The sequence below is a fragment of the Halobacillus sp. HZG1 genome (assembly GCF_035818575.1).
In the GTDB taxonomy this organism is placed as follows: domain Bacteria; phylum Bacillota; class Bacilli; order Bacillales; family Halobacillaceae; genus Halobacillus; species Halobacillus litoralis.
Genome location: NZ_JAYLVQ010000058.1, coordinates 32,507 through 46,576, shown reverse-complemented (window position 1 = coordinate 46,576; position 14,070 = coordinate 32,507). Strand labels below are relative to the sequence as shown.

The following is a 14,070-nucleotide window of genomic DNA, read 5'->3' as shown; positions in this document are numbered from 1 at the left end:
TTTACTATCTGCCTTGAAACTCCGGCTTTCGTTTATTCAAGAATGCTTCAACCCCTTCGCTATGATCAGCGGTTTGCAGTAAGCGCCATTGGTTCTCACGCTCTTTCTCTAAGTAGTGGGACAAACGTTCCATCCCATGTTGGTGATATATTTCTTTTGTAGCAATCATGGATTTCAACGGACGGCTGCTCCACTCTTGCGCTAGACGCGCAGCCTCTTCTTGTACAGGTCCATTGACGACGATATCCACCAGTTTATGATCATAGGCCTCTTTGGCTCTCATTTGCTGACCTTCCCAAGCGAAATGTTTAGCCTGATGTGTTCCTAAACGTTCCTGCAGCCAAAAATGACCTCCACCATCAGGAGCGAGTCCAATACCTATAAAGTTCATAGATAAATTGGCATCCGGCTCAGCTATAACATAATCAGCAGATAATGCAATACTCAACCCTAGACCTACTACAGGGCCATGCAGGGCGGATATAACTATTTTCTGCATGGAATAGAAGGTCTTCACGATTGTTTCTATATTGTCCATGACTTCATCATAGGTATCTCGGTCAGACACCTCTTTCATCATGCTTAAATCTCCACCGGCACAGAATCCTTCACCATCTCCATATAAAAGTACAATTTGTGCCTCGGACCGCCTCACTTCGCGAGCAGCTTCAGCGAATTCCGCCAATAGCTCTGCATTCAGTGCATTATATTTTTCTCCGCGGGCAATTTTTAAATGAACGACATTTCCCTTTTCCTCTACAATGAAATGCTTCATGATTTTCCTCCTATATATGGAAAAATTCTTCTCGATTTAAAATTTCGTCATGCAGCATCTACTTTCCTGCAAGAGACGACAAAAAAGTCGTTCCTATAAGAAGCTCTTACATAAATGAAAGATAGAAGAATTATGGGGTTTACTAACGATGACCAGCCTCCATCAACCACAGTTAGAAATGGAAGACAAAAAAAAGGAGCTGGTTTCCCAGCTCCTTTTTTCATTTATCTTATTGTTGTGGTTCTTCAGGATTGCCGTAAAGCTCTTCAAGAGGCTTCGTAATGATACGGCTGATGTCGTTAATGACTGTATTTAAGCGTTGCTCTTCTTCCATCAGCTTGGAGATTTGAGGGTGTTGTTGTACAAGCTCAACAACTTTACGAGCTTGTTCTACTTCTTCCTCAGAAATTTCTTCTCCCTGCATCTGCTTTTGTTGAAGCGTAATTTGTGTTTGACGGAAATCGTCGAACATTTTTTTAGCAGCTTCGTCGTTCATTACTGCTTCATATGCTTCTTTCAATCCGTTGAATTCCTCGCTGTTACGGATTGCTTTTTCTAGATCATACGCGTAATCATATAGATTTGCCATAAAAATAAGAACCTCCTAAGTTTTCGTTCTGACACTCCTCCCCCACTATAACAAACTCCTATACGTCTGTATAGGAATACACTATTATCCGAAAAATAGCACAATAATGGCTTGTAGAAGGCCAATCATTCCTCCAAGCAAAGCACCCAGATAGGTAATCATTTTAAATTCTCTCCTGGAAATACCAAGGACCATTTCTTCAAGACGATCCACTTGGAAAGCTTCGACTTCCTCCTGGACAATTTCAGATAAACGAAGCTGTGTCATCATGCTCTCTACCTTGGATGACAATAGTTCACTGATATGATCTACGGCTGCAGGTACGAATGTATGGAGAATTTTCTCTTCATATGGACTTGTCCAATCCTTCACTGTTCTTCCCATCCATTGTTCCACTGGCAAGGCATGAGCCACGAGTTCTCCAAGCTTTGTTCCCAACGCTTCACGACCAATCTGTTCTTCAAACCACTCCACTCGTTTGGTTAAAAGCTTATCTTTCTCAGTGTGGAGCATCGTTTCCAACCAATCCTCCATTTCCTGATCGGAAACATACTTTAAGATCAGTGGATAAATACGTTCGGTTAGGCCATCAGGACCCATAAAGGATGAAATCATGTTACCGAGAAATCCTTGATTATCCAAGTAGTTATCAATCAATGCTGCAACTTTCTCTTTCCCTTCTTCACTGCGGAAATAGGTTTCAATACTAGCCTGAATATGAGCAGCCGCTTGATCCACTCCGCGGTCTGCTTTTTCCCGCAACTCAGGTGTTAACAACTCCTCGATTGTGTTTCCGCGATATTCGTTCATGACCAGTTCATAACGGTGCTTCACCCACTGGGACACATGACCTTGAATGGATGTAGATGTAACATCAATCTGAAATTTTTCGAGGATTTCTTTTAACGTGTCTTCTTTTTTGAGCATCGTTTGAACTTCATCTTTTGCCCATGTGGTCATCTGCGCCTTAAAACTTGAATGGGTGAGTTTTCGACGGATGCCTTCTGGTGTTAATAGATGATTCACAACCATTTTTCCTAATTGTTGCGCTAATTCCTGTTGTCGTTTAGGAATCAGACCTGGTGTAAAAGGAAGACGGTAGTTACCGATATGAATAGCTCGGTATGGACGGAATAACATTTTTATGGCTAATGAATTGGTAAGCCCTCCGATTAGGGCTCCAATTCCGATCATCATAAAGATTAATAATACAGAATTCATGTTCCAACCTCTTTCTACACATGGTGTACCAAGTATAATCTATATAAAAGCCAAGTGCCAATGGTAAAACATCAAACAAAAAAGGCCCTGTGCAGACATGGCCTTCGAACTGGAATTATTTTAGTCTCCCATAAATGGTACCGAACCGAGTCGCATGCTCCATCTCATCAATCATGGCTGTAAATACCGCATGATAAGCGACGGGTGAAGGAACTATAAATAGCATTTCCTTGTACATCTGGGCTGCTTTGAATTCATCTTGCTGAGCCCTGATTACTCCTTTCTCAAAAGAGCGATATCTGATCGTCTCGGGTTCAAATTCATGATATTTTCCTGTCAACTGTAAGTAAAGGTATTGGAACATTCGATAATGTTTTAATTCATCATCTGCGGCATGCATAATATAGTCTCCAAACAAACGGTTACTTGTATCTCCTTTTAGCCGGCTGTAAAAATCATGATCCTTCCATTCTTCTTCTATAGACCTTTGCAGCCTATGGATAAAGGACTCATCATAGCCCTGCATTAGATCCCCTCCCCTTACTAAAAGGATATGAAGGGAAAAGACAAGCTTATGCTTCGTGTGCATTCATTGAATCTCAGAATCCGGGCAAAATGAAAAGAGGAGGTGACAGAATGGCGAAACATAAAAAACATGAAGCACCCGAAGGAAAAGACAAGTTTGAACTGGACGTCGATCGGATGATCAATGAAGGGATGGCAGGAGGCACGATTAAACCTGTTTATGGGCATGAACAAATCGGAGAAGCTCACGAGATTCCCGAGCAGAAAGAGAAAAGATGAAAAGAATAAGCTGTCTCCTGTTTGTCTTTCATCAGACGCAACCGGAGACAGCTTTCTTCTTTATCACTTTATCGACTTTTAACAATCATCTGTACAGCTTCGTTAATTAATTCTTCTGCTGATTCGCCTTCCTCATGAGCATCGCGGATACAGCCTTCTAAATTTTTTGCAACGATATATCCAATCGCACGGTCCATAGCTGAACGTGCGGCTGACAACTGGGTAATAACATCTTTACAATCTTTATCTTCATCCATCATCTTGAGGACACCACGAACTTGACCTTCAATCCTTTTTAAACGGTTTTTCGTTTCAGGACCGTAAATACTTTTATCCTTCACTTGATCCAATACCTTCTCCTCCTCTCTTCAGGTACGACGTTTTATACTTGAACGCTTTGCGGATTTTGTCCATTGTATTACTATAATAGTAAATATCCAACCAAAAAGGAAGAGATTCATGTCAGTTATAGACCAACTTAAACGTTTATACCCTTCAATCACGATAAATAAACTCGGTTTTGACAACCATATAGAATACAAATGGTTTCAAACCGAACATGCGGAAATCGTAGGAATTAAAAAAGATGAACTGGATCAACATTCTTCAGAATTACTCTCTATATTCCTTAAGCCTCTAAGCTCGGAAGAATCCACCATGACGGAAAGGGAGAAGCATTGGTCCTCATTGCTTTATAAAAATGAAGAAATTCCAGAAATGGTGTGGCCGGCATCCTATCGTTTTGTCCTTTTTTCCATTGAAGATGTTGAAACAGAGAAAGATATTGTAAAGGAAGCCCTTCAATCACTATTTCCTCAAGAAATGCCACTCCTATGGACGTCGGACCGTGATGGAATCATCATAGAGGAAATTACATCTAACAATCAGGAAGTCATGGAATTTGAAGGCATGGCAGATGTTTTAAGCAGTGATTTTTATACAGATATCCATTTTTTCATTAGTGAATTCACTTCAAAACCGGAGGATGCCTCAAAAATCTTGAAATGGACACAGCATGGCGCGGGGATAGCCAAAGAACATAAATTAGGTTCGATCATTACCTATAAGGATATTATCCCCTATTTGTATATAGACGCACTTCCACAAGAAGAATGGGAACATATTCTGAGAGCCATTTTTAAGGACATCGAAAAGGACAAGGAATTATTACAGACCATCCGAATCTTCCTGGAATCAGGTTCAAATACATCGTTAGCTGCTAAAAAGCTGTATATGCATAGGAACAGCTTGCAGTATCGAGTGGATAAGTTTATTGAAAAAACAGGGCTTGATATTAAACAATTCGAAGGCGCGGTCATTACCTATCTCGCATTATTACACATGGAATACTGAGTATCGACAAAGTGCACAAACACCCCCCTCTAAGGTTTGTGCACTTTGTCCATTTACCGTTTTCAGAAACTTCGATACACTGTAATCACACAAGAAAGCGATTTCAAATTCACTAGGGGGATATAAAAATGGCGGAAATTAAACTGAACAATATTGATAAAGTTTATGATAAAAGTGTTAAAGCGGTAGATGATTTTAACTTACACATCAAGGATAAGGAGTTTATCGTATTCGTTGGTCCATCCGGTTGTGGTAAATCTACAACGCTTCGTATGATTGCAGGTCTTGAAGAAATTACGAACGGAGATTTCATGATTGATGAAAAACGCATGAACGATGTAGCTCCGAAAGACCGTGACATCGCAATGGTTTTCCAGAACTATGCCTTGTACCCACACATGAACGTATATGATAACATGGCATTTGGTTTGAAACTCCGTAAGATGGATAAAAATGAAATTGAGAAGCGCGTAAATAATGCAGCGCAAATCCTCGGCCTTGAGGCTTTACTTGATCGTAAACCGAAAGCGCTGTCAGGTGGGCAGAGACAGCGTGTTGCTCTTGGTCGAGCGATCGTACGTGATGCGAAAGTATTCTTGATGGACGAGCCTCTTTCCAACCTTGATGCGAAACTTCGTGTTCAGATGCGTGCGGAAATCCAGAAGCTGCACCAACGCCTTCAGACAACGACGATCTACGTCACACACGACCAAACAGAGGCGATGACGATGGCCACACGACTTGTCGTTATGAAAGATGGCGTCATTCAACAAGTGGGTGCGCCGAAAGATGTGTATGACAAACCTGAAAATGTATTTGTAGGCGGCTTCATCGGTTCTCCAGCCATGAACTTCCTAAATGGCACACTTGCCGATGGACACATCGAACTGGGTGATGTCAAAATCGCTGTTCCTGAAGGTAAAATGAAACCTCTTCGTGAACAAAACTACATCGGAAAAGAAGTTATTCTTGGTGTAAGACCCGAAGACATGCACGATGAGCCAGTGTTTATTGATGCGAACCAGGACAAGAAAATTACTGCAGATATCGAAGTAGCAGAATTGATGGGCTCTGAGTCTTACCTTTATTCCAAACTGAATGATCAGGACTTCATCGCTCGTGTAGACTCCCGTTCTGACATTAATGGTGGAGATCAAATCACGTTAGCCATTGATATGAACAAAGTACACTTCTTTGATAAAGACTCTGAATTACGCATCCACTAATACAAGATAAAAAGAGAAACGCAGCCTCAGGGCTGCGTTTTTTTATGTGGCTTGAATATCATTCAAACCACAATCTTCACAAACAAATAAATGGACGCATTCCTCCGTGATGGATGAATTTAGATCCCCATCCACGAGATCCGTATATTTTTGATCAAGATAAGGACTGTAGTCATCTAAAAAATCCGTAACACGCCCTTGATCCCGCATTGTGCCTTCACATTTTGGGCAGGGTCTTTCAGAGGCTGCCCATCCATTGCATACACCACATTCCTGCATCGCTCGCCACTTCTTTCAAAACGGTCTTGGGAATTCGATCCTTGTGCAACGTATGAATGCTTCAAACATCCAAAAAATAAAGAGGAAGGGCGCACCCTTCCTCCTTCGTCACAAGTATTTATTTGTATTGTTGTCCGCCGAACTGTTGCTCAGCCATTTGGACAAGACGCTTAGTGATCTCACCACCTACAGAACCGTTAGCACGGGATGTAGAGTCAGCACCAAGTTGTACGCCAAATTCTTGTGCGATTTCATATTTCATTTGGTCTAGAGCTTGTTGTACACCAGGTACAACCAACTCGTTTGAACTGTTGTTGTTAGCCATGTGTCTCACCTCCTGTCTTGTGTAATCGTAGTATGGGTCGGTCTGGATGTTTTTATGTCAAAAAAACAGGTGGTAATTACTGGAGAAATTATATTGGCTAATAAACATGGCTAACAACATAAAATTATTTCGTATTTGGTTTCGTCATCGCTTTAGGATCCACATATTCTTCAAACTGATCTTCCGTAAGAATCCCCATCTCAACCGCTGTTTCTTTCAATGTCTGATCTTTTTCAAAAGCTGTTTTCGCGATTTTCGCTGCATTCTCATATCCAATATGAGGGTTAAGAGCTGTTACAAGCATTAAGGAATCGCGTAAGTACTTTTCAATCTGCTCATGATTCGGCTCCAGTCCACTCACACATCGTTCATCGAAAGAAACGATACTGTCCGCAAGAAGTTGTGCAGACTGTAAGAAATTATAAGCGATAACTGGCTTAAATACGTTCAGCTCAAAGTTCCCTTGGCTAGCGGCAAAGCCGATTGTTGCATCGTTCCCCATGACCTGTGCCGCAACCATCGTTACCGCTTCACTTTGTGTAGGGTTTACTTTGCCAGGCATGATAGAACTTCCCGGTTCATTCGCTGGAATCGTTATTTCGCCAATCCCACAACGAGGCCCGCTTGCAAGCCACCTTACATCATTGGCTATTTTCATAAGATCGGCAGCCAGGGCTTTCAAAGCCCCATGCGTGTGAACAAGTTCGTCATGCGAAGTGAGAGCATGGAACTTGTTCGGTGCGGAAATAAACCCTTTTCCTGTCGCCTCGTTAATTTGAGCGACAACCTGATCAGCAAAATCTTCATGGGCATTCAACCCCGTGCCTACGGCTGTTCCGCCAATGGCAAGCTCTTTTACATACTCCGTACTTTCTATTAGCATTTTTTCTGTTTTTTCAAGCATGCGGTGCCACCCACTGATTTCCTGCCCCAAGGTTAATGGAGTAGCGTCTTGTAAGTGAGTACGACCAATTTTAACGATATCGTTAAACGCTTCCATTTTTTCTTGTAATGTATGTTTGAATTGGATCAAGGCTGGAAGAACGACATCCTCGATCTTTCTGACAGATGCAACATGCATCGCTGTCGGATAAGTATCATTCGAACTTTGAGATTTATTGACATCATCGTTCGGGTGGAGGCGAGTTTCACTACCTTGATCCTCAAGCCATTGTGAACCCACATAAGCGATGACTTCATTCACATTCATGTTGGACTGTGTACCACTCCCCGTCTGCCATACGACGAGAGGGAAATGCTCATCAAGTTCTCCGGCAATAATGAGATCGGCTGCATAAGCAATAGCGTCTGCCTTTTCCTCTTCAAGCAACCCGAGTGCTGCATTCGCTTTTGCCGCACTTTTTTTAAGTATAGCAAAACCCTCAACAACTTCTTTCGGCATTTTCTCATCGCCGATCGGGAAATTTTGTTTACTTCTCTGTGTTTGAGCTCCCCAAAACTTTTCGCTCGGTACTTTGATTTCTCCTATGGTATCTTTCTCAATGCGATAATCCATGAATATCCTCCCTTTGCTCAAATCATCATACCCTTTCATTGTATCAAGAATCTTTTGAACAATCACCAGAAGCCCGCTCTTTTTGACAATTTTCTCGAAGTTTTATGTCTGATTATTTACATTTTTCAGATATTTATGTATAATGAATTCATCAAGCAAAGGTACATATCTTCCTTCCTTGCTTGATCTCTCAAGTGGGTAATAAGTGGTGAAAAGAGCCTTTGCAGAAAGGCTCTTTTTTTTGAATCCACACTTTCATTCATGCTCCCTTTAGTTGAAGACGCAGTTTCGAGATGTTCGTGTGATTCTAGGGGCTCAGGGGAAAGGTTCGTCTTGCTCCATCGTCCAGACACTCTCATCATAAGCGAGTTATTCCCCGTAGCCCCATCCACTCAACAAACGCCTCAAAACTGAGTCTTCCACAAACCTGCCAGTTAGTGGAATAAATTCTTATTAAGAATGGAGAATGATCATGCCTAATATATGGACGCATATCCTGTTTGTGGATCAGCTGTGCGAGGAGCTTGATCGAAAAGACCTTTTAGAAACTTCCCCAGCTTCTTTACATATGGGAGCTCAGGGGCCTGATCCGTTCTTTTATCATAACTTCCTGCCTTTTCTACCTGACAAAGAGGTAACAGAAATCGGGATGGTGATGCATACGGAAAGATGCGGCCCTTTTTTAATGGATATGATTGAACGAGGGAAGTCAGAGAAAAACTCAGTGCAGGCCTTTATCCTTGGCTTTGTCAGCCACCATGTCCTTGACCGCCATACTCACCCTTACGTTCATTACCACGCAGGTTATGAAAAAAATAAACACCAGGAACTTGAAGTAGCCTTAGATACCGTCATGCTCAACCGCGAGAGAAGCTTGAAAACATGGAAAAACCCTGTTCATACGAAAATTAAAGTAGGAAAGCAAGTCCTTCCTATTTCCTCCCTTATGCACGGCCTGCTTACCAAACATTATCCTGAAGTCACGGCGAAACATAAGAAGAAGGTGATTCAGGAATCTTTTTTTCATATACAAGCAGCGCAAAGGGTGTTGTATGACCCATGGAAATGGAAGAATCATTGGTTCGGATCGCTCGTATCTTCTTTCTCCCACCAGCCAATCAATGAAGATAAAGATTTTTTGAATGAAAATCGAACGGAGTGGCGTCATCCGGCAACGAATGAAAAGCGTACCGAGTCATTCCTCGATTTATATGCCCAGGCTAAGAATGAAGGGATCCTCCTATTTGAATATATCTTCGAGTATTGGAAGACAGGTTCTTCAGAAGTTTTGGCTCACATTCAAAAAATCATTGGTAACATTTCGTATGACACAGGTGAGCCTCTTGAAAAAATGCTGGTGAACCAATACAGTCATCCGATCGTGTAATCTAAAAACGGATGAGGGGTTCTTCCTCGGAGCGGGTGTAGGCCTGCGCCTGCTCTACCCCTTTTTCTACATCAAGTACATATAACAGAATCAAGCCGACGATAAAGAAAAACACGAGGGACAGAATCCCGAAACGGCTGGAGCCTGTCAGTTGTCCGACAATCGCGAAGGCAAACGGCCCGAAAATGGCAGCAAATTTGGAAGAAATTCCGTAAAAACCGAAAAACTCCGCGTGACGATCTCCCGGAACCATTCGTCCAAAAATAGAGCGGCTTAAAGCCTGGGCTCCACCCTGTACGAAACCTACACATACAGCGAGAATGTAAAAATGAAGAGCGGATGTCATAAAGTACCCAAGTGCTACGATAATTAAATAGAAAAATAATGAGATCATGAGCGCACGCTTAGGCGTTATTTTACCTGCCAGCCACCCAAAGAAGAAGGTACACGGAATTCCAACGAATTGTGTGATGAGTAAAGCTGTAATAAGTGAAGTACTATCAATTCCAATATCTCTTCCATATATCGTGGCCATTTTTATAATCGTGGATATCCCATCGTTATAAAGCCAAAATGCCAATAAGAAAATGAGGAGCTGTTTAAATTGCCTTAGTTCTTTCCATGTCCGGCCAAGTCGTTGGAAGCCGATCGCTATATAAGAATGCTCCCTTTTTCTCTGAACCTTCTTTTCCTCTACAACGTTTTTCATAAGTGGAATGGAAAAAATAAACCACCAAATTCCTACCGATATAAAGGCAAGCTTCGTCCCCGTTAAGGTACTCGCCAGTCCGAACCATTCATATTTCATAATCATCAGCAAGTTTATGGCGAGCAAGATCCCACCACCTACATACCCTAAAGTGAATCCAGCTGCAGAAACCTGGTCGATATCTTTTTCATTGGCTACTTCAGGTAAAAAAGCATCATAGAATACATTGGCTCCTGAAAAACCAATCGTACCCACGATTAATAATAGAGATGCGAAGATGTAATCCCCTTCACCGACAAAGGCCAGCAAAACGCTCGCAATCATGCCCATATAGGCAAAAAACATTAAAAACTTTTTCTTTGCTGCCGAATAATCACTGATCGCCCCAAGAATGGGAGCGAGAATCGCCACGATTAAGACGGCAATGGATTGGGAATATCCCCAGTAACTTGCAGCTAAAGATTCTTGAACACCTTTAGCCGCTACATCATAATAGAATATAGGTAAAACAGCAGCCATGATGGTCGTTGCAAAAGCTGAATTGGCAAAGTCATAGAGCATCCAGCTCCAAACGGGTTTCTTTTTCATGGTCATATCCCCTATCTAAAATCTTTTTAGACAAGCATAGCAAAGGATTTTAACATTATTACGTAGACATGATTAAACTTTACAAATCTTTGAGGTGATTTAATGAAATTAGCTTTATTCGGTGGAACGGGAAGAGTCGGCTCTGAAATTATACGATTAGCTCTGGATGATGGGGTGGAAGTGAAAGCACTCGTTCGTGATGAAAAACGCGCGATGGAAGTTATACCTGGGGCGGAGTTGGTTATAGGCGATGCAAAAAATGAAAAGGACGTCCAAAAGACGATTGCCAATTGTGATGCAGTCGTAAGTGCCTTGAATACAGATAAGACGGATACCCTTTCAGTGAGTGTACCTTTAATAATAAAAGCAATGAAAGAACAAGGGATCAAACGAATCGTCTCGATTGGAACGGCTGGCATTCTTAACAGTAGGTTCGAAGAAGGAAAGTACCGCTACCAGACCAGTGAATCCAAACGAAAGAAGACATTTGCAGCTGAAGAACATGTGAAAGTGTATGAAGCTTTATTGGAAAGTGACCTGGATTGGACTGTCATCTGTCCAACCTACTTGCCTGAGGGAGAAAGGTACGGCAATATCCGATTTGAGCGTGATATGCTCCCGGAAGACGGAAAGAAAATTACCGTAGCAGACACCGCTTTCTTCACCTATCAGGAACTACACAAAAAGGAATTCGTAGATCACCGCGTGGGCATCTGCTATTAAAAAAGCCATTTCTCTCTTTATGAGAAATGGCTTTTCTTTTATTGATCGGAAGGATAAAGTCCAAAAAATTCCTCTAAGGTTACAGCCTGTTCATGAACATCTGTAGAAAACTCTTTGCCTACATACCTTAAATGCCAGGGTTCGTACATGTAACCAGTGATATCTTTGGTACCTTCTCTATACCGGATGATAAACCCGTATTCATGCGCATGGTCGGCAAGCCATTCTCCCTCATTGGTTTCACCAAAGGACTGCTCCAGTTTAAATGCTACCTGAGCAGAGGTCACATCCATGGCAAGACCTGTCTGGTGTTCACTCGTGCCAGGCTGTGCTGAAAATGTATCTGTCTCCTCTTTACCATAAACTTCTACATTTCTTTCGTAAATCCTTTTTTGACGGTCGTAGGAACGATAGCCTGAAGCGGCTACTAAATCAATCCCATCCTGTTCAGCAGCTGTGAAAAGCTCTTCTAAATGACGAGCAGCTTCTTCTCTCATTTGTTTTTTCGGGTGGTCTTCTGTGAAATAAAAAGGAACATCCGGGACTGTCAAATCTTCGGGAACATAATCCCCTGGCAGTTTCCTGGTTTTGTTGACGACGACCTGTAAGCTCTCAGGTTCTCCTACTTCGACTGTGCCGTCCTCTAATACTTTATCTTTTTCTGTTTTGTCAGAAGCCGTATCCTTTTCTTCTTCAGCAGGTGCCTGCTCTGTTTCTTTAGAAGAAGAGGATTGACCTTCCTTATCAGCAGGGTCTTGTTCCGATTCTTTTTGCGAAGAAGCAGGAATATCTTCCTTCGACTCTTGTTCGCCCCCTGAGGAGGTGATGGAACAAGCAGTCAAGCTGATACTTAAGAATGTTAGAATCCATACGTTTTTCAATTGTATTACCTTCCTAGTCTGTGATGTTACCCTTACTATAACATTCACAAGAAGAGGTTGTATATCTCAGCCCTTCTCATGAAGCTGTTTTCTTAGAACTCAGTTCATTAACTCTGTGGTTGGTTTCAGAGATTTCTTTGACGAGTTCTATTTGATCATGAGAAAAGGCCTCAACTGCTGCCTGCAGTTGTTGTATGGTCGCAGATGTTTGTTCCACCAGTGAAGCAAATTCATTCACTGCATCATCAATCGTTACGGAGGATTTTTTCACCGAACTTGATTGTGTTTCAAAACGGGTCATTTCAGCTTGAATTTCCCCTAAAAAGGATAAAAGCTTCATGAATGTATTTTCAGTACTCTCTAACGAAAGCACACTTTTCTCAAGTTCATGATCCCCTTTTTGCATATCAGCTTCTGTTAAGGCCGTCTTTTCTTTCATGCTTGAGAGGTTTTCGCCCATATGTTCCGTTGTTTTCTTTGTGATATCCGCCAGCTTCCTGATTTCCTCGGCAACAACAGCGAATCCCTTTCCTGCCTCCCCTGCTCTCGCTGCTTCTATACTTGCGTTTAATGCTAATAAATTGGTTTGATCGGCAATACCTTTAATTTCTTCCACAAATCCCGCGTTCTCTTCCGTTTGGTCTAGAAATTCTTTCATGTTGCTTTTCATTTTTGAAAAAGAGGTATGAAAGGAATGCATGCCTCTGATTAAATCTTTCATCTGATCTTCACCATTGCCGGCAATCCTGGTAGACATGACTCCTTTTTCTTTCAATAAAGTAAAGCTGGCATCCATATCATCAATAGTGGTATTTGTCTCTTCAGAAGCTTCTACAATGTTTTGTATAGAAGTTATCTGGGATTGAGAAGCCATTGCCACTTCATAAAATGATTGGTTCATCGTTGCCATCATTTCTTTTTGATTTTGACTTGTAAGATCGATGGCATGGATATGCTTCTGAATGTCAGCTGCTGTCTTCTCCACCTTTATAGCTCTTTGCTCACTTAACTGTGATAATCGCCCATTTTTCTCCAGTGATTCATCGACATCAGATAGAAGTTGTCGTGATATCCGGACCTGAATGGCCAACACAGTATAGACGAGCAAAAAGAACACCAAGGACATTAGCATTGCTCGCGTATCAAGACCAATTACTTCACCTTTTGTGAGAACAAAATAAGCTAGCAGTCCAAGGCCAAGGACGCCTCCTGTCGTTAACACAGTTATTGATAATGAAATAGCGGCCACTCCCAATAAATAAAAGCTGAACAAGATATTCGTGACATACTCCGATGCAGACATGATCAAAGCTGCAACGAAGGCTTGCCCGAAGATTGCAAGGTACGGGACAGCCCATTGGAATACTTTCTGATAATGAAAGACGACCATAAGAAGAACCGTCACCCCGCCACCTAATCCGAATGAGAGCATAATCTTCAGAGGAGCACCAACCACAAGCTCAGCCATCAAACCAAGAATGACTGAAAGTAACATAATTTTCACAAGCACTCCATTCTGTTTATTCATAATATCACTGTTTTTATTAAGCGCTTTCATTTTTATTCTCCCCCTAGTCATTTATCCTTATATCTAATGTACCATTATTCGACAAAGGTGCGTACAATATTTTTCTATATTTGAAAAATGTACCATTATACTTGCACTTCTATGACATAAGGACAAATAACTTCAC

At 41.7% G+C, this 14,070-nt stretch carries 16 protein-coding genes; 5 read left to right on the top strand and 11 right to left on the bottom strand.

Translation table 11 applies throughout. The features are described from left to right. Window positions 1-4: 4 nt before the first annotated feature. From VKA52_RS08465 to VKA52_RS08450, 4 genes are all read right to left on the bottom strand, one after another. Window positions 5-775, bottom strand: a complete 771-nt coding sequence (locus tag VKA52_RS08465) for an enoyl-CoA hydratase (protein WP_160915223.1) — start codon at window positions 773-775, stop codon at window positions 5-7. A gap of 229 nt (window positions 776-1,004) precedes the next feature. Beyond that, window positions 1,005-1,364: a YlbF family regulator gene (locus VKA52_RS08460; RefSeq protein ID WP_089653229.1), complete on the bottom strand. Its 360-nt coding sequence runs from the start codon at window positions 1,362-1,364 to the stop codon at window positions 1,005-1,007. 84 nt (window positions 1,365-1,448) lie between these two features. After that, entirely contained in the window at window positions 1,449-2,585 is a 1,137-nt protein-coding gene (locus tag VKA52_RS08455) for a DUF445 domain-containing protein (protein ID WP_326315111.1), read from the bottom strand. Window positions 2,586-2,700: 115 nt separating this feature from the next. After that, window positions 2,701-3,111 carry a ferritin-like domain-containing protein gene (locus tag VKA52_RS08450; RefSeq protein ID WP_326315109.1) on the bottom strand — a complete coding sequence of 137 codons (411 nt, stop codon included), beginning with the start codon at window positions 3,109-3,111 and terminating at the stop codon, window positions 2,701-2,703. 110 nt (window positions 3,112-3,221) lie between these two features. Here VKA52_RS08450 and VKA52_RS08445 point away from each other — a divergent pair, with 110 nt between their 5' ends. Next, window positions 3,222-3,389, top strand: coding sequence for a hypothetical protein (locus tag VKA52_RS08445; protein WP_202412517.1), 168 nt, complete (start codon window positions 3,222-3,224; stop codon window positions 3,387-3,389). A 68-nt stretch (window positions 3,390-3,457) separates the two neighbouring features. Here VKA52_RS08445 and VKA52_RS08440 read toward each other — a convergent pair whose 3' ends face one another. After that, window positions 3,458-3,739, bottom strand: a complete 282-nt coding sequence (locus tag VKA52_RS08440; protein ID WP_174787809.1) for a metal-sensitive transcriptional regulator — start codon at window positions 3,737-3,739, stop codon at window positions 3,458-3,460. Between the two features lie 109 nt (window positions 3,740-3,848). Here VKA52_RS08440 and VKA52_RS08435 point away from each other — a divergent pair, with 109 nt between their 5' ends. Both VKA52_RS08435 and VKA52_RS08430 read left to right on the top strand, forming a co-directional pair. Then, window positions 3,849-4,742 carry a PucR family transcriptional regulator gene (locus VKA52_RS08435; RefSeq protein ID WP_326315104.1) on the top strand — a complete coding sequence of 298 codons (894 nt, stop codon included), beginning with the start codon at window positions 3,849-3,851 and terminating at the stop codon, window positions 4,740-4,742. A gap of 128 nt (window positions 4,743-4,870) precedes the next feature. Further along, complete coding sequence (locus tag VKA52_RS08430; RefSeq protein ID WP_326315102.1) at window positions 4,871-5,968, top strand: ABC transporter ATP-binding protein; 1,098 nt, start codon at window positions 4,871-4,873, stop codon at window positions 5,966-5,968. A gap of 176 nt (window positions 5,969-6,144) precedes the next feature. Here VKA52_RS08430 and VKA52_RS08425 read toward each other — a convergent pair whose 3' ends face one another. The 3 genes from VKA52_RS08425 to fumC all read right to left on the bottom strand — a co-directional run bounded on the left by VKA52_RS08425 (window position 6,145) and on the right by fumC (window position 8,088). Then, window positions 6,145-6,312: a hypothetical protein gene (locus VKA52_RS08425; RefSeq protein WP_326315100.1), complete on the bottom strand. Its 168-nt coding sequence runs from the start codon at window positions 6,310-6,312 to the stop codon at window positions 6,145-6,147. A 53-nt stretch (window positions 6,313-6,365) separates the two neighbouring features. Then, window positions 6,366-6,572 (bottom strand): alpha/beta-type small acid-soluble spore protein, encoded by a 207-nt coding sequence (locus VKA52_RS08420; protein ID WP_089653219.1) that lies wholly within the window; start codon window positions 6,570-6,572, stop codon window positions 6,366-6,368. Window positions 6,573-6,696: 124 nt separating this feature from the next. Continuing rightward, window positions 6,697-8,088 (bottom strand): class II fumarate hydratase, encoded by a 1,392-nt coding sequence (fumC, locus tag VKA52_RS08415; RefSeq protein WP_326315096.1) that lies wholly within the window; start codon window positions 8,086-8,088, stop codon window positions 6,697-6,699. Window positions 8,089-8,560: 472 nt separating this feature from the next. On the opposite strand from fumC, the gene VKA52_RS08410 reads away from it, so the two are divergent. After that, window positions 8,561-9,475 carry a zinc dependent phospholipase C family protein gene (locus tag VKA52_RS08410; protein ID WP_326315094.1) on the top strand — a complete coding sequence of 305 codons (915 nt, stop codon included), beginning with the start codon at window positions 8,561-8,563 and terminating at the stop codon, window positions 9,473-9,475. Between the two features lies 1 nt (window position 9,476). Here VKA52_RS08410 and VKA52_RS08405 read toward each other — a convergent pair whose 3' ends face one another. Beyond that, the gene (locus VKA52_RS08405) at window positions 9,477-10,772 is read right to left on the bottom strand and encodes an MFS transporter (protein WP_326315092.1); all 1,296 of its coding nucleotides are present in this window, start codon (window positions 10,770-10,772) and stop codon (window positions 9,477-9,479) included. A gap of 102 nt (window positions 10,773-10,874) precedes the next feature. Here VKA52_RS08405 and VKA52_RS08400 point away from each other — a divergent pair, with 102 nt between their 5' ends. Beyond that, complete coding sequence (locus VKA52_RS08400) at window positions 10,875-11,495, top strand: NAD(P)-dependent oxidoreductase (protein ID WP_326315090.1); 621 nt, start codon at window positions 10,875-10,877, stop codon at window positions 11,493-11,495. Between the two features lie 38 nt (window positions 11,496-11,533). Here VKA52_RS08400 and VKA52_RS08395 read toward each other — a convergent pair whose 3' ends face one another. Continuing rightward, window positions 11,534-12,376, bottom strand: coding sequence for a M15 family metallopeptidase (locus VKA52_RS08395; RefSeq protein WP_326315088.1), 843 nt, complete (start codon window positions 12,374-12,376; stop codon window positions 11,534-11,536). Window positions 12,377-12,452: 76 nt separating this feature from the next. Then, window positions 12,453-13,934: a methyl-accepting chemotaxis protein gene (locus VKA52_RS08390; RefSeq protein ID WP_326315086.1), complete on the bottom strand. Its 1,482-nt coding sequence runs from the start codon at window positions 13,932-13,934 to the stop codon at window positions 12,453-12,455. Window positions 13,935-14,070: the final 136 nt, after the last annotated feature.

Bases quoted from the DNA above. Each gene is read 5' to 3' on its own strand.
- VKA52_RS08465 (WP_160915223.1), bottom strand. From the start codon at position 775: ATGAAGCATTTCATTGTAGAGGAAAAGGGAAATGTCGTTCATTTAAAA.
- VKA52_RS08460 (WP_089653229.1), bottom strand. From the start codon at position 1,364: ATGGCAAATCTATATGATTACGCGTATGATCTAGAAAAAGCAATCCGT.
- VKA52_RS08455 (WP_326315111.1), bottom strand. From the start codon at position 2,585: ATGAATTCTGTATTATTAATCTTTATGATGATCGGAATTGGAGCCCTA.
- VKA52_RS08450 (WP_326315109.1), bottom strand. From the start codon at position 3,111: ATGCAGGGCTATGATGAGTCCTTTATCCATAGGCTGCAAAGGTCTATA.
- VKA52_RS08445 (WP_202412517.1), top strand. From the start codon at position 3,222: ATGGCGAAACATAAAAAACATGAAGCACCCGAAGGAAAAGACAAGTTT.
- VKA52_RS08435 (WP_326315104.1), top strand. From the start codon at position 3,849: ATGTCAGTTATAGACCAACTTAAACGTTTATACCCTTCAATCACGATA.
- VKA52_RS08430 (WP_326315102.1), top strand. From the start codon at position 4,871: ATGGCGGAAATTAAACTGAACAATATTGATAAAGTTTATGATAAAAGT.
- VKA52_RS08420 (WP_089653219.1), bottom strand. From the start codon at position 6,572: ATGGCTAACAACAACAGTTCAAACGAGTTGGTTGTACCTGGTGTACAA.
- fumC (WP_326315096.1), bottom strand. From the start codon at position 8,088: ATGGATTATCGCATTGAGAAAGATACCATAGGAGAAATCAAAGTACCG.
- VKA52_RS08410 (WP_326315094.1), top strand. From the start codon at position 8,561: ATGCCTAATATATGGACGCATATCCTGTTTGTGGATCAGCTGTGCGAG.
- VKA52_RS08405 (WP_326315092.1), bottom strand. From the start codon at position 10,772: ATGAAAAAGAAACCCGTTTGGAGCTGGATGCTCTATGACTTTGCCAAT.
- VKA52_RS08400 (WP_326315090.1), top strand. From the start codon at position 10,875: ATGAAATTAGCTTTATTCGGTGGAACGGGAAGAGTCGGCTCTGAAATT.
- VKA52_RS08390 (WP_326315086.1), bottom strand. From the start codon at position 13,934: ATGAAAGCGCTTAATAAAAACAGTGATATTATGAATAAACAGAATGGA.